Source organism: Nocardia stercoris (assembly GCF_003696265.1).
Taxonomy (GTDB): domain Bacteria; phylum Actinomycetota; class Actinomycetes; order Mycobacteriales; family Mycobacteriaceae; genus Nocardia; species Nocardia stercoris.
Genome location: NZ_RFFH01000005.1, coordinates 1 through 13220, shown reverse-complemented (window position 1 = coordinate 13220; position 13220 = coordinate 1). Strand labels below are relative to the sequence as shown.

Genomic DNA, 13220 nt, shown 5'->3' with positions numbered 1-13220 from the left:
CGCCAGTACCTGAGGTGGGTTCCTGGGCGCGCGCTCCGAGGTCGCGGCAGTAGACGGGCGGCCGTCGTCGCAATGGTTACAGCGTTCGGATCCAGAGAGGCGGCCGGTGGTGGGTCTGGTCACGCGGGTAGGCCAGCGAACGCGAGCATTTCAGCACGAACAGGAGGACAATAAACTGCAGGAAGGTCGTCATGCGAGCGATACAGGGTCTGCTCAAAGTGGTGTTGGGGATCGTGACAGCCGTGCTCGGCACGGTAGTCGGGTTGCTCGCGACTCTGGTGTGGATTCTCGGCGCGGTGTTGTGCGCGACGATCCTTCTGATCCCGCTGGGACTTCCTGTCATCAAGCTCGGCAGCCGCCTGTTCGGTGCTGCTGGACAGCTGATGCATATCCCCTGACGCACCTCACCGACGTGAATCGCCTTCCGCGCCATGTCCGCAAGGGCGGCGGTCCCGTCGTCCTCGCCGCGCGTCGCCGGCTCGGCCCGCTGGACCTTGCCGAGTGGCCGATGCGCCTCGCGGCACGCGAGCGCAATCCCGTTTCGTGATCGATGCCTACTCGCTCGCCCGGCGGGCCAAACCGTGGGGTAACGAGCATGGGAACAACCACTCATTCCGAGGTAGGTCGGGCAACTCACTGAATGCTGCGGCAGTGTTCGGAAAACGAACACCCCGACCATGAGGTCAGACCGGCTGGCGGGCGTCGCGACGGCGTAGTTCGTGGATGAGTACGGCGGAGCTGTGGTCATCGAGGACGGATTCACCAGCCGCTACTCGCCGGATGGCGTCGGACAGCCCGAACAAAGCGGGGTCCTTGACCAGAAACCCACGAGCGCCGGCTCGGACAGCGTCGATGACGAGGTGGGGACCGCAATCCGTCGTGAGGATCAGAACAGGCGGCGCCGGATCGCCTGCGGCGGTGCGGCACAGGGACAATCCGTCGCCGTCGGGCAGATCGGGATCGATCACGATGATGTCGGGGCGAAGGCGTTCGGCGGCAGACACGGCGTCGCGCAGCGTGGCGACCTCTGCGACCACCGTGATCGTGGTATCAGCTTCGAGGAAGTCGGTCACCGCGGCGCGAGTGCGTGGATGATCGTCGACCAACAGCACTCGCACTGGGAGAGAAGGCGCCGGAAGACGCCTCTGGTGCTGGGCCGACTGGTTCATTCTTCGAGTGTGCGCTGGCGGTGAGGGCGGTGGGAGCAGGAGTTGTTCCCCGGTGCGGGTGACTTTGTTCCCCGAGGCCCGGGGTCGTTCGGTGTGGCCGATCCGCACTGGTAGGCGGGTTTTTGCGGTGGGATGATCGTCGTGTGGGATCTCCTGCTGAGCCGTCGGCCGAGCCGGGCCCGCCCGAGACGACACCCTCCGAGCCGGTGGCGTCGCCGGAACCGATGAATAGGTCCGCTCGCCCGCGGACCGGTAGTTTCCGGTTCTGGTTCGCCACCCGCCGCTGGGAATGGTCACCCGAGGTGTACCGGATGCACGGCTACACCCCCGGCGAAGTCGAGCCGACCACCGACCTGCTCCTGAAGCACAAGCACCCCGGTGACCGCGACCAGGTCGCCGAGATCATCGCCCGCTCCCTCACCGAGGGAGAACCGTTCTCGAGCCGCCACCGGTTCATCGACACCCACGGTGCCGAACATCAGGTGCTGGTGGTCGCCGATCGCATCCACGACGCCGACGGCCGCGCGGTCGGCACCGCCGGCTACTACGTCGACCTGTCGGGCACCCTCACCGACGTCGGCCAGGAGGCCCTCGACGAGCAGCTTCCCGAGCTGCTCGAGTCGCGGGCGGTCATCGAACAGGCCAAGGGCGTGCTGATGCGCGTCTACCGCATCGACGCCGACCAGGCGTTCAAACTGTTGGTGTGGCGGTCCCAGGAGAACAACACCCGCCTCCGGGACCTCGCCCAACAGCTGATCGCCGAGCTGCCCGAAATCCCGGCCGCGCCGGAGGCGACCGTGGCGAGGTTCGACCACATCCTGCTGACCCTGCACGAACGCATCCCGCACTGACGCTACCGACACCCGACAGGGCCCCACGAGAACTCTCAGCTGTCCAGTTCGTCGGTGTCAGCGTTGCTGCTCACAGCCGTTCTTACCTCTGCCCGCTGCATTCGAAGCACCATGCGAGAGGAGTTCTGTTGTGACCAGCTCGAACGATCCCATGGCGACGGTGCGTCAATACGTCGACGCATTCAACCGCGGCGACGCGGAGGCGATGATCGCGGCCTGTGCTGACCCGATGCAGATTCTGGACGGGATGTCGCCGCATGTGTGGCAGGGAATTCGTCAGATGCGGGGTGACCTGATGAGCTTTGATGCCGTCCGGAAGCGCGACCAGCACGGTGAATCGGCTGGTCCGTTCCACGAGAGTCGCGATCGCGGACGGTCGGGACCCCATCACCAGATCACCCTCCCAGTGGCCGGCGACCTGCCGGCCCTCGACTTCGATCGGCCGTTCGCTGATCGGCACCAGGTCGCTGATGACCTGGCGCCCGTCCGAGCGGTGCGCTCATTTCGGATGTCTCATCAGCCGGCCGGTACGGAGTTTGCGTGACAGGTTCCGCTCGATCGCCTTTCGCCCAGGATCGAACAAGGTCAGATAGATCGCCTCGTGTGAAACCTGCATCGATCGGTCCCCAGGGAACTGGTGGCGCAGCCAGCCGGCGATCTGTTCGGGTGACCAACAGGCAGCCGGCTTCTCCACGACAAGGACTCTCAACAGCGGATTCCGTGCCAGATTGGCGTGTTTCGGACGTCGCGCGCGCTGGTAGGCCCGCTGATCGGCCATCGCCGCGCGATAAGCCGTTCGTCCGCCGCTGCGCGCTGTTTCGCGTGCGATGGTCGACGGCGAACGCCTCAGGGACGCGGCTATCTCGCGGGCGGACCGGCCCGTTGCCAGGCCGCGAGAGATCTCTTCTCGCTCGGCGATCGTCAGGCACTGGATGCGTCGCCGTGACGGCGGCCTGCGGATCCCACCGGTCTGCGCAAGGAACCGCCGGACGTGTTGGCAGGGGCATCCCGAGAGATCGAGCTATCGCACTGAACGATTCACCGGCCCGCCACCTGCGCGACGCGTCTCCAGCGGCGTTCGATGACCGCGGCCGCGCCGGGCGTCAACGTGATCAGCTCGTCGGCGGCGGCATCGGCACGTCGAGCTGTTCGTCGTGCGCGCGGCGATCGGGACGGTGAGGATTGCGCAGGTGTCGCCGGGCCGAAACCCCATGAACCTCTACACTTCCGGCGGCCTCTGACTTCCGGCGTCCGACGGGCCGGCAGATCGGAAGCGCTGTCTGTCAGCTCACAATCCGGACGCTCGGACACAGGATCGACGTCTGGCGTGGCATAGTCGAGAGTTGAGAACGGGCTTCTTGCAAAGAATTTGCCTGGCTCACCTACAGAAAAGAAGTTGTAACAGCATGGCTCAAGGCACTGTGAAGTGGTTCAACGGCGAAAAAGGCTTCGGCTTCATCGCCCAAGACGGAGGCGGCCCGGACGTCTTCGTGCATTACTCGGCCGTCAGCGGCTCGGGTTACAAATCCCTCGAAGAGGGGCAGCGTGTCGAGTTCGGTGTAGAGCAGGGCCAGAAGGGTCCGCAGGCACAGGACGTCCGCGCCATCTGATTCTGCGTGACCAGGAAGCTCCGCACCATAGAGGTGCGGAGCTTCTTTCGTTGACCTACCTTGCCAACACGCCACCGCCGCTAGGGGCCGCGATTGTCGTCGATGATGTGCTGCAGCTCGCTGTTGATGCGTTGCGCTTCGGCGAGTTGGTCTTCGAGGATGACGATCCGGCAGGCAGACTCGAGCGGGTTACCGTCGTCGACCAGTTGCCGCACCCGTGCTGCGATCCGCAACTGATAGCGGGAGTAACGACGGTGCCCGCCCTCGGAGCGTTGCGGCGTAAGCAGTTTCGCTGCGTCCAGGGTGCGCAGGAAGGCTTGGGTGACTCCGACGATTTCCGCAGCCCGACCCATGCTGTAGGCCGGGTAGTCGTCATCGTCGAGCCGGTCGGCGGGAGTGCTGTCGACAGGGCGCGCGTGTGGATCTTCCACTAAACCTCTCGTCGGGTTCATGCCCTCAGGCCCCGGCGCATACAGCGCGCCGGGGCCTGAGGTCGTTTTTCGAAGGGGATTTCTCAAACTGGACTACCGGCCGAGGAGGCCGGTGACTGACACCGCGTCCGCTTGTGTAGACAGGGACGCAAATTACGTGCGTATGTACTCGTGGACCACCTCCTGGGTCGTAGGTTGCGCAACCCCGCACCCAATTGCCGGCACGGTCCCGCTTCGAAAGTCGTCGTACTACTTTCGGCGCTTCTTTCGCGGTGTTCTTCGTCCCCTCCTGCGGTACTGCCCAAAAGCGAATCCTTCATCCGCAGGAGGGGACGGCGAAACCAACTTCTTCCGGGCAGTTCATCTCTGCCACGGCCACTCGACTTCTTGCTCTCTCAACGAGAGAGACAGTACAACTCCTGACATCGATTGTCTACATCCATGGGTGCAGATTTCGTCAGCGGCGTTCGCGTTGCCGATGCAGTCCCGGCGCTCGGATCCCGATCCCGCACGCTGGGCAGTCACCGAGATCGCATCCACCGCGTGTTCAATTCCCTGACCTGTGGCGGCGCAGTAGAGCGGCGATGACGGCGTCGAACAGGTCGGCGGGCCTGGTCGCAGGACAACCTGGCTAGGCCGGTGTCGGGGCGCCGGGTAGTGGTCGGCGAGATATTTGCCAGGGCTGGGCTGCCGGTTTCGTGCTTCTTTCCGGCCGGGTGGCTCGCCGCTGGCCGGGCCATGGGCACCCTTCTGCGGCTGCCCGGGGGCACGCGACTGTGGGCATCGATGCGGTCGCGACGGCGAACGTGCTTGGTCGGGTCGACCTCAGAAGACGTGTCGGATGAACCATGACCCGCCCGCCAGGGCTAGCAGGCGGGGCCGCCTGCACGCCGACGATGTCACGGGCGGCGCGCCATTGTGACGGGGTCGCCCGCCTCGCGGTCGTTCAGGCCGATGACGAGTCGCAGCATCAGGTGCTCGCCGTCGTCGACCGCAAGGTCACTTCGGCCGGGATTCGCCGGGTTGGTCCTCGGCTCTGCGTACGCCGCCGCTGTGACTGCCGACTTCTACACCTTCGTCGGAGGCTTCGGTTTCCGAGGCCTGCGATGCGGGTTGCTCGTCGGCTGGGGAGGTGGTGGCACCCCCCGGAGTGTCCTCGGGGCGAGGCGCTTTGAAGTTCGGGTCGCTCACCGGGTGTCCAGCGCCTCCGGTGTTGGCGCCGGACCCTTCGCCCGCGCTGCTGGTCGTATTTCCTTCGGCGCTTGTTCGACGGCCTTCATAGGGCGGTATCGCCGGTTCCGCGTCTCCCGGAGGGAGGGTCCCGCTCCCGCCGATGTTTTCTTGCGTCGGGTTATGGTCGCGTGTCGAGGTAACTTCTTCCTCATCGAATGTGCCGGCGGGGCGATCCGCCGATCCGCCGTCCGGCGTATCCGACCCGGTGTCTCGCGAGCCCTGGGCTCCTCGTGCCGATTGGGGCTCTTCAGATAAATGGTTGCTACACATACCTCCACCGCCTCCTCTCGCAGATCGTTGAATTGACTGCTCTTTATTTCAAGGGTGATGCCCGAGTGAACTGCAGTCCAAGCCATCGCGACGACGATGTGGCGACCACATTGGGCCAGCTGAACGTGAGCGACGGACGGGCATTCACTCAGCGCTTCCTCATAAGCGGCTCCATGGATAATGCTTGACCGCGGCGGCCGTATCATTCTTGCGAGCCATTTCGACGGTCGCGAACACAGTCGCCTGGTCGGACTTGGGTACTCACCGACTATCCCGATCTTCGGACACTGACCGTTGAAGCTCAGGAGTCGTCGTATCGTTTGCCGGCTGGATTGCCGGTCGTGACGACCGTGCGGTCGGCGTTCCGGCCTCGCATCCACCGGCGGCCGACGACGACGGCGGCGATGGCGACGGGCAGGATCAACAACAGCAGAAGTTCCATGGCGGCGACATACCCTTCCTGACTATGTCTGCACGCGGAGCGCCGCAGACGGTTCGGAATTCACCCGCGCAGAAGCAGGGGCGGGAACGACGTCGACCGGCCGGATCCGAGCTGGTCCAGGGTGCGTTCCGTACCGCAGAGCGTGGACTGCCCAGCAGAGCGATGCCGCCAGGCGCCAACAGGTCAGGCAGCATTTCCCACAGTGGATCGAGGATGTTGCGGCCCTCTGGAATCCCAGGCTCGACCAGGCCCCGGCAGGACCCCGGCCGCCGCCCCGGCACGTACGGCAGGTTGGCCAGGATCAGATCGAACTGTCTTACTGGCGTAGCAGCAAAGTCGCCACAGCGCACGTCGATCCACAGACCACGAAGGCTCGCGTTGAGCCGCGCGGTGACCGTGGCACACAGCCTGCGGTCACCAGCGCGGGCACTGATCCACCGGATCACTCACCATCAGCCGCACCCGGGGAGCCGCTGTCGGTGTGGCTGGGCGGAACAGCCCGACGACATCCTGGCCACGGCCTTCTCCGAGTCGACGGAGTCGAGTCTGATCTGGGACGGCCGAGTCATTCAGCGACCGACCAGCTGACCGCCGAACTCACGGTCTCCCCAGCCCGGCCGGCCTCGCCGGACGACTGTCGCGTCCGCGCGGTCATCCGGTGACGACCCGCAATGTCTCCGCCGTCGGGTCCGAGGCGTCGGGGACATTCATCCCGGCAGCGATACCCGAACGCAGGTACTCCACGACTCCGCGGTCGATCAGCTCACCGGGCACGATCACCGGGATGCCCGGCGGATAGGGGGTGACCTGTTCCGCGGCGATCCGCCCCGGCGCCTCGCCGATCGGTACTCGCTCGCACGGTCCGAAGAACGCATCCCGCGGCAGCAGGACCGAGGTGAGTTGCAGTTCGCGAGGATGCGGCAGGTACATCTTCGGCGCCTGAGCATCCACAGCTTCCACCCGCCACGCGGTGAGCGCATCGATCAGCGCGCCGACCGTGGTGTCGTCGTCCGCGATCGACAGCGTGGCCAGAACGCGCCGGTGATCGTTGTGCCCGAGGTCGATTCGACGGTTCTCCCGCAGCCAGTCGACGACCTGATACCCGGAGGCTCCGGTCGCGGACACATAGAGCAGAACCTGCAGCCGGTCGAGATCGTGCGATGCCTCGGCCCCGAGCAGCTCGTCGTCCATGACCGAGATCCCGGGTATGCGGCCGAGTTCGTCACGGGCATGCTTGGCGAGTTGCAGTGCGCTACCCAGCAATTCATGACCACTCTCCACCATCTGGCGGCGCCAGCCGTCGATTGCCGCGTACAGCAACACATTCGGGCTGGTCGTCACGAGCAGGTCCGCGCACAGCTTCAACCGGGCGCGGTCGATCAGGTCGCCCTGGACGTGGAACACCGAGCCCTGTTCGAAACCCGCGCCCATCTTGTGGACACTGACCAGGCACATGTCGGCTCCGGCGTCCATCGCCCACGTCGGCAGCTCGGGATGGAACGGAAGATGCGCCCCCCACGCCTTGGCGGTGCCCGGGCGGGCTGAACCCGTAGCGGCCGAGGCGCCGGTAGTCCGCCAATGCCTCCAATATTGGTGCTCGAGTCTGTTCCACGCGAAGCGCATACCCGCTCGGTTGTGCCGTACACCGCCGGCACAGGCGCGGCGTCTGCGCGGCACCGGTCCCCGGCAGAGGTCGTTAAGCGCAGCGGTCCGACGTTCACCGATTCGCGCAGGTAATGCAGCTGACCGGTGTGGGTTGCAGTCCTGTTCCGGCTGACTACGTCTGGACCTGAATCGGCACGGACGGTTTCGAATTCACCCCCGCGGACGCGGCGACGGGAACGATCTCTGCCGACCGCACCGCACGGATGACGACCAACTCCTCATGGGTCGCGTCGGTTGCGATCAGGCCGCGAGCAGCGAGCCAGGCCGAGCGTATAGGGGGCACCGCCCACCCATCCGCGCAACTTCGGTATCGCTGGTGCAGTTCGGCACCCGCTCACCTGGTATTGAGCTGTTGCTCATGACCAGGCGCGGCCCGGACCACGGCGACCATGGGCTACTCGCCCGACGGAAGGCCGTCGGGGATCACCGGCATGAATGTGCGTTCACCACCACTGATCTCTCTCACGGGACGATCACCGGGGTTCCGGGCACGACGATGCGGACGGCGATCTCTGGCGCGAGCCGCGCGACCGCGTCGGCGTAATGCCGTGGATCCTGGTCGGTTTCGGTGATCATCCGGTCGCCGAGCCGTCCGCTGTGAAACGCGTAGTGATGCGGAATGGCGAGCGTGGGCCGCAGGACGGCGGTCAGTTCCGCGGCCTGCCTCGCGTTCATGACCATCTGCGTCAGGTTCATCGGGCGCACGCACAGGCCGTTGGTCGGCAGGATCGTCAGGTCGATGTGCCCGAATCGTTCTGGTATGGCGTCCATTTCGGGTACCCGCAGGCTGTCTGCGCCGAAGAAGACTGTGCGCTCACCGGATTGGAGAACAAAAGTGACCTCGTGGACGCCGTGCTCGCCCGGCGTCGCGGTCACGGTCAGATCGCCGACTGTGGTGGACTGCCACGCCTCCACGGTGCGGACATTCCGGAATCCTTTGGCCCGCGCGAGGGCCGCGACGGTGCCGGGCCCGATGACCGGGGTATCGAGATCGAAGCCTGCCGCGACAAGGGCGTCGAGATCGCAGTGGTCGTAGTGCTCGTGGCTGATCACCAGGGCGTCGACGTGACCCAGCGTCTCGATCCCCGCCGCGGTGGGCTCACCGGGGTAGTAGGTGGCGGTCTGGGTGAACCACGGGTCGGTGAGAACACGGACCGCGCCGAACTCGAGCAGTTGGCAGGCGTGCCGGATACGGGTGACGGTGAGGGGAGTGCTCATGCCGCCGCCCTCCCCAGATCGAGCATTGCGCCGAGCAGCTCTTCGGGCGATTCGACCTGTGGCATATGGCCGGTGCGTGGCAGCAGCGTGAACGTCGCCATCGGGATCGCGGCGGCGTAGGCGCGACCGTAGTCGGGGCCGACGATGCCGTCGCTCTCACCCCACAACACGTGGACGGGCAGGTGCAGATCACCCAGCCGCCGCCGCAGAGTGGGGTCGGACATGGAAGGACCCGTATAACCGATCAGGGCCTCGAGGTCCGGACTCGGCCCAGCACCCCCGGTGTTCGGCGGCAACGGCGCCTTGCTCGGATCGTGGAAGGAGTGCGCCCGGATTTCGGCCGGCGCCAGCCCAGTGATGTCGGTCATCGGGAGGCCCTCGACCTCGATGCCGATCCCGTCGATGATGACCGCCCCGCTGACCCGCGGGCTGCCTTGCAAGGCGATCTCGGCGGCCAGCCAGCCTCCGAAGGAGTTGCCGACCACGGTCACATCGGTGAGGTCGAGGTGGTCGAGCAGCGCGATATAGGTCCGCGCCAATTCGGTTACGCCGGCGAGTGTCTCGGCGCGCGGGGTGCCCGCGAAGCCCGGATGTGTCGGCAGCAGGACACGCGCGTGGGTGCGCTCGGCGAGCAGGTCGGCGAAGTCGGCCATGGTCGCGGGCCCGCCACCGCCGTGCAGGAGCAGGAAGGGTTGGGTGCGGTCGCGATCGGCGACCGTCAGCCGCACCGGGCCAACGGAATCGCTGTGCAGAGTAATGGTTTCGGTACGAGCGGGCCGAAGGACCCCGACCGGGGAGAGAGTGCTCATCGTGCCTTCTTTCTCACGAGTGTCGAGATGAGCTATATAAGCAACCTTAGAACAGGAACCTTATATAAGCAACAGGAGATTTCCCGGTAGCATCATCGCTATGCCACGCCGTCCCGCAGATATCGCCCTAGCCGTGAAGCGTCTTCAGTACCGCCACCACCGCAGGGCCAGTCAGGCTCTCGCGCCGCTGGGCATCTCACTCGTCCAGTGGGACACCCTGCGGCACCTGCATCGGAAGCCCGACGCCTCGCTGCACGACCTCGCCGTCCTGACCTTCCAAACGGATCAATCCTTCGGCTCCCTGGCCGCACGGATGGTCGACCGTGGTCTGATCGAACGAGTTCCCGGGCCGGGTCGCGCGGTCAAGCACCGGCTGACCGAGAAGGGCGCGCGGCTACGCGCCGAGGGGCAGGACATCATGGACGAGCTCGCCGCAGCCTCATTGGCGGCCCTCTCGGCGGACCAGCTCGATCAACTGGGTGAACTACTGGACCTCGCACTGGGCCCCGATCCCACGGCGTGATCCGGGCCGAGAGGCCGGAAACGACGATCCTGGCGGGTCGTTGGGTGCAGGCCCCCAACACGTTTCGCCTTGGAGATACTTGTCCCGATTCTGCTGTCCGCTGGCCTCGGCCCGCAGCGACCGGCGCCACGAACATCGGCGCGAGCGTCCAGAGCAGGGTCGCGATGCCCGGGCCACGACAGCGTCTGCTGACGACACCACTCAGCGGCTGCGGTCCAGGCCGCTGAATCCCCGCTCGGGCCGGATCGGGCGCATCCGCAACTCCGCTGTCAGAACACCTTCGCCGGGCTCGTGACCGGATCCTGAGTGCGTCCCTGCACGACAGCGAGCCGGGTGAGCAGGGTCTGCGCGAAAGTAGCTTGCAGCGCGGCGCTACCCCGCTGGACGGCGTACACAGTGAGTAGCGCGAGTGCACCGACGATCGTGTTGAAGAGTGTCCGGTTGTGGGCGGTGTCCGCGCCCATGATCGTCTCTGTGACGATGTCGTGGCTGTCGCCGTAGGGAATGAACTTGCCCCAGAACCAGTACGTCAATCCACCCAGCGCCATTGCCCACCACACGATCGGCAGCACGAAGGTGATGATCGCGATCGGTAGGTTGACCACCGCGTACAACAGATCCAACCAGCTCTGCCCCTGGCCGATCGGTGCGGTGATCCGACGGAACCAACCCGCTCCTTCCGGGGCCGCGGCGTATCGAGGCCGCGGTGCCGCCCTGCCCGTCAACTGCAGAAGACGTAGGCGCTCGAGATCGGCGAAACCGCGCGCGAGCAGCAACGTCAGCGCGAGTAGCGGAATCCCGACGAAGATCACCGCAGTGCCGATGCTCGCCGCGAAAAGGGATACAAGGAGGCTGAAACTGACCAATGCGAGGGGCAATCCCAAGAACGTGTATGCAAAGTCGAGGCCCAAGCGCCTGATGATCGTCACGCAGGAAACGCTAGGGCCATACCCTGCAATCGCTCATCCAACCCGGGTAGGGGGTCGGTCTGCTCCCAGGGAGGGAGGCGACCACCGATACGCGCTGCGTGACCGCACGAACCCGCAGGCAATAGCACGCGTTTGGGGTCCGAGGGATGAGATCGCTTGTGCGAGAGTGGGATCTGCGTTCCGGCTCGGCGCGCTACCTCGGGGATCGAAAGGCCGGTGATCTCGAGCAGCTCCCGGGCCCGGTCGATCCGCTGATCCAGCAGCCACTGCAATGGGCTGCAACCGGTTTCGGCGCGGAAGATCGGAGGCCTGGACCGGCCGACGCCGCCATTCGACTTCGTCCCCCAGCCGCACCCGGCGAACGTGCACGTGGAATCGGCCCCGACGGGACGCACACCGAGCGTGATGCTCGACAGCGGTGAGATCGACGCCCTCGTCTCGTCCAACGTTCTGCAGTGCGTGCTGGACGAATCGCCCCACGTGGCCCGGCTGTTCCGCGACCACGAAGCCGTCGAACGCGAATACTACCGCCGCACAGCAATTTCCCGATTATCACACCGTCGTGCTACCCCGGTCACTGGTCGCCGCACGTCCCGACCTCGCTCGAACCGTCTACGATGCACACCTGGCCGCCAAGGACGCCGGTCTGGATCGATATCGCCACGGCCGCAAGCTGTACCAGGTCCGCACGATGCTCCCCTGGACCAACGCACTGGTCGAACGTTCGGCTCTGACGCAGCACGGCTCGCCGTGACGGCAGCCGCCACTACTGCCGTCTCGCCGGCACAGACGTCGCCCGCCTGTTTGCGCTGGTGCAAACTGTCGCCGAAGCCCATCTCGCCGACGTGGCCGTCGCAGCCGCCGCCGTCCTCGGCTCGCCGCAAGACGCCATCACCAGAGAAGAGCTCCTGCGCCGTCAGGACACGGGCGAGATCACCCTGATCGCGCGTGCTGATCCGTACACGGTGGGTGCAGGTCCGCACCGACAGGGTCTCCAATAGTGGGAGGTACCGAGTCGAGGGTCTCAGTATCCTGACGCGTGTTCCATTCTTCGAGGAAGGCGCGGTCATCATGCGCAGATTGCGACAGCTTGCCTATCTGGGAATCACCGCCCTTGCTGCACTTGCCGGATCTCTCACGGTGGCCACACCGGCTGAAGCGGCAACTCCGGCCTCTGTCTGTGGCAGCGGATTTTACGAGATCGACCACGCCGACCTGAACAGCGGCGGAACATTGGTCGGCACCGTCTACCTGATGTACAACAACGGGACGGACTGTGTGGTCACGTGGCGAAGCAATCCGAACGCCACCAAAATCGATATGGTCGCGTATGTACAGATACCCAATACTCCGGGCCAGCAGGACGACAATTGGTACACCACCTACGCCGGACCGGTCAAAGTCTATGCGCCTCATACCTGCATCCAATGGGGAGGCAGCATGTGGAGCTCGGGTGGCGGCATCAATGCCGGTTACAATTCTCCCGTCGGACACTGCACATAGATCCAGCATGATCGACAAGAAGTTCACCCGCACCTGACCTGACCCCATGATTTCGGTCCGGGGAGTGTGAGAGCCTTGCGGCCCACGAAGTGGGCGGGAAGGCTCGATGACCATGGCGACACGCAAAAGGCACACCCCGGAACAGGTCGTGCGGAAACTGGGCGAGGCTGATCGGCTGCTGAGCGAGGGCAAAGACGTCGCCGACGTGTGCCGGGCCCTCCAAATCACCGAAGCCACCTACTACCGGTGGCGCAACCAGTTCGGCGGCCTCAAAGCCGACGATGCCAAACGGTTGAAGGACCTCGAACGCGAAAACTCGACCCTGAAAAGGCTTCTCGCTGAAGCGGAGCTGGAGAAGGCAGCGTTGAAGGAGATCGCCAAGGACGCTCCTATAGATGTCAAGCCGCCATCGCCCGGTAGTCGGTGCGTAAGGCGCGGAACACTTCTCGTGCAAGATAGCGTTTGAGACAGCGCAGGATTTCGGGGGTGGTCTTGCCGTCATGTTTGCGCCGTGCGGCGTAGGCCTTGGTGGCGTCGTGGTATCGCAGGCGGACAATGACGGCGGTG

15 protein-coding genes and 3 pseudogenes are annotated in these 13220 nt (G+C 65.3%); 9 read left to right on the top strand and 9 right to left on the bottom strand.

The window, feature by feature from the left end:
* Nucleotides 1–191: 191 nt before the first annotated feature.
* Nucleotides 192–398: a hypothetical protein gene (locus tag EBN03_RS13850; RefSeq protein WP_122188440.1), complete on the top strand. Its 207-nt coding sequence runs from the start codon at nt 192–194 to the stop codon at nt 396–398.
* A 285-nt stretch (nt 399–683) separates the two neighbouring features.
* Here EBN03_RS13850 and EBN03_RS13845 read toward each other — a convergent pair whose 3' ends face one another.
* Nucleotides 684–1118, bottom strand: a complete 435-nt coding sequence (locus EBN03_RS13845) for a response regulator (RefSeq protein WP_158675621.1) — start codon at nt 1116–1118, stop codon at nt 684–686.
* A 275-nt stretch (nt 1119–1393) separates the two neighbouring features.
* Here EBN03_RS13845 and EBN03_RS13840 point away from each other — a divergent pair, with 275 nt between their 5' ends.
* Both EBN03_RS13840 and EBN03_RS34125 read left to right on the top strand, forming a co-directional pair.
* The gene (locus EBN03_RS13840) at nt 1394–2020 is read left to right on the top strand and encodes a PAS and ANTAR domain-containing protein (protein ID WP_122188719.1); all 627 of its coding nucleotides are present in this window, start codon (nt 1394–1396) and stop codon (nt 2018–2020) included.
* Between the two features lie 130 nt (nt 2021–2150).
* On the top strand, nt 2151–2564 hold the full coding sequence (locus EBN03_RS34125) for a nuclear transport factor 2-like protein (RefSeq protein ID WP_122188438.1): 414 nt from the start codon (nt 2151–2153) through the stop codon (nt 2562–2564).
* On the opposite strand, the gene EBN03_RS35840 is transcribed toward EBN03_RS34125, so the two are convergent.
* Nucleotides 2520–2909 carry a transposase gene (locus tag EBN03_RS35840; protein WP_456093814.1) on the bottom strand — a complete coding sequence of 130 codons (390 nt, stop codon included), beginning with the start codon at nt 2907–2909 and terminating at the stop codon, nt 2520–2522. The genes EBN03_RS34125 and EBN03_RS35840 overlap by 45 nt on opposite strands.
* Nucleotides 2910–3426: 517 nt before the next feature.
* Between EBN03_RS35840 and EBN03_RS13820 the strand changes: the two genes are divergently transcribed.
* Nucleotides 3427–3630: a cold-shock protein gene (locus tag EBN03_RS13820; protein ID WP_122188437.1), complete on the top strand. Its 204-nt coding sequence runs from the start codon at nt 3427–3429 to the stop codon at nt 3628–3630.
* An 80-nt stretch (nt 3631–3710) separates the two neighbouring features.
* Here EBN03_RS13820 and EBN03_RS13815 read toward each other — a convergent pair whose 3' ends face one another.
* From EBN03_RS13815 to EBN03_RS13795, 5 genes and pseudogenes are all read right to left on the bottom strand, one after another.
* Complete coding sequence (locus EBN03_RS13815) at nt 3711–4082, bottom strand: MerR family transcriptional regulator (protein WP_122188436.1); 372 nt, start codon at nt 4080–4082, stop codon at nt 3711–3713.
* 1783 nt (nt 4083–5865) lie between these two features.
* Nucleotides 5866–6006 (bottom strand): hypothetical protein, encoded by a 141-nt coding sequence (locus EBN03_RS34120; protein WP_158675620.1) that lies wholly within the window; start codon nt 6004–6006, stop codon nt 5866–5868.
* A 651-nt stretch (nt 6007–6657) separates the two neighbouring features.
* Nucleotides 6658–7530 (bottom strand): annotated as a pseudogene (locus EBN03_RS13805) (aminotransferase class I/II-fold pyridoxal phosphate-dependent enzyme); the annotation flags it as partial.
* Between the two features lie 603 nt (nt 7531–8133).
* On the bottom strand, nt 8134–8889 hold the full coding sequence (locus EBN03_RS13800) for an MBL fold metallo-hydrolase (RefSeq protein WP_122188434.1): 756 nt from the start codon (nt 8887–8889) through the stop codon (nt 8134–8136).
* Nucleotides 8886–9698 (bottom strand): alpha/beta fold hydrolase, encoded by an 813-nt coding sequence (locus tag EBN03_RS13795; protein ID WP_122188433.1) that lies wholly within the window; start codon nt 9696–9698, stop codon nt 8886–8888. The genes EBN03_RS13800 and EBN03_RS13795 overlap by 4 nt, the downstream gene beginning before the upstream one ends.
* A gap of 133 nt (nt 9699–9831) precedes the next feature.
* Between EBN03_RS13795 and EBN03_RS13790 the strand changes: the two genes are divergently transcribed.
* Entirely contained in the window at nt 9832–10221 is a 390-nt protein-coding gene (locus tag EBN03_RS13790; protein WP_233608376.1) for a MarR family winged helix-turn-helix transcriptional regulator, read from the top strand.
* 269 nt (nt 10222–10490) lie between these two features.
* Here the strand turns inward: EBN03_RS13790 and EBN03_RS13785 are convergent, their stop codons facing one another.
* The gene (locus EBN03_RS13785; protein WP_158675619.1) at nt 10491–11150 is read right to left on the bottom strand and encodes a sensor domain-containing protein; all 660 of its coding nucleotides are present in this window, start codon (nt 11148–11150) and stop codon (nt 10491–10493) included.
* The gene (locus EBN03_RS35835; RefSeq protein ID WP_407671153.1) at nt 11147–11545 is read right to left on the bottom strand and encodes a helix-turn-helix domain-containing protein; all 399 of its coding nucleotides are present in this window, start codon (nt 11543–11545) and stop codon (nt 11147–11149) included. Before EBN03_RS35835 ends, EBN03_RS13785 begins: the two co-directional genes overlap by 4 nt.
* A gap of 167 nt (nt 11546–11712) precedes the next feature.
* On the opposite strand from EBN03_RS35835, the gene EBN03_RS13775 reads away from it, so the two are divergent.
* From EBN03_RS13775 to EBN03_RS13760, 4 genes and pseudogenes are all read left to right on the top strand, one after another.
* Complete coding sequence (locus EBN03_RS13775) at nt 11713–11904, top strand: hypothetical protein (protein WP_122188430.1); 192 nt, start codon at nt 11713–11715, stop codon at nt 11902–11904.
* A pseudogene (locus EBN03_RS13770) lies at nt 11894–12094 on the top strand (ArsR/SmtB family transcription factor); the annotation flags it as partial. The gene EBN03_RS13775 and the pseudogene EBN03_RS13770, both read left to right, overlap by 11 nt.
* Nucleotides 12095–12221: 127 nt before the next feature.
* Entirely contained in the window at nt 12222–12653 is a 432-nt protein-coding gene (locus EBN03_RS33730) for a hypothetical protein (RefSeq protein ID WP_147471576.1), read from the top strand.
* A 112-nt stretch (nt 12654–12765) separates the two neighbouring features.
* Nucleotides 12766–13035 (top strand): annotated as a pseudogene (locus EBN03_RS13760) (transposase); the annotation flags it as partial.
* Nucleotides 13036–13220: the final 185 nt, after the last annotated feature.

Excerpts from the sequence above, each read along its gene's own strand:
- EBN03_RS13850 (WP_122188440.1), top strand. The coding sequence starts at position 192 with ATGCGAGCGATACAGGGTCTGCTCAAAGTGGTGTTGGGGATCGTGACA.
- EBN03_RS13840 (WP_122188719.1), top strand. The coding sequence starts at position 1,394 with ATGAATAGGTCCGCTCGCCCGCGGACCGGTAGTTTCCGGTTCTGGTTC.
- EBN03_RS13820 (WP_122188437.1), top strand. The coding sequence starts at position 3,427 with ATGGCTCAAGGCACTGTGAAGTGGTTCAACGGCGAAAAAGGCTTCGGC.
- EBN03_RS13815 (WP_122188436.1), bottom strand. The coding sequence starts at position 4,082 with ATGAACCCGACGAGAGGTTTAGTGGAAGATCCACACGCGCGCCCTGTC.
- EBN03_RS34120 (WP_158675620.1), bottom strand. The coding sequence starts at position 6,006 with ATGGAACTTCTGCTGTTGTTGATCCTGCCCGTCGCCATCGCCGCCGTC.
- EBN03_RS13800 (WP_122188434.1), bottom strand. The coding sequence starts at position 8,889 with ATGAGCACTCCCCTCACCGTCACCCGTATCCGGCACGCCTGCCAACTG.
- EBN03_RS13795 (WP_122188433.1), bottom strand. The coding sequence starts at position 9,698 with ATGAGCACTCTCTCCCCGGTCGGGGTCCTTCGGCCCGCTCGTACCGAA.
- EBN03_RS33730 (WP_147471576.1), top strand. The coding sequence starts at position 12,222 with ATGCGCAGATTGCGACAGCTTGCCTATCTGGGAATCACCGCCCTTGCT.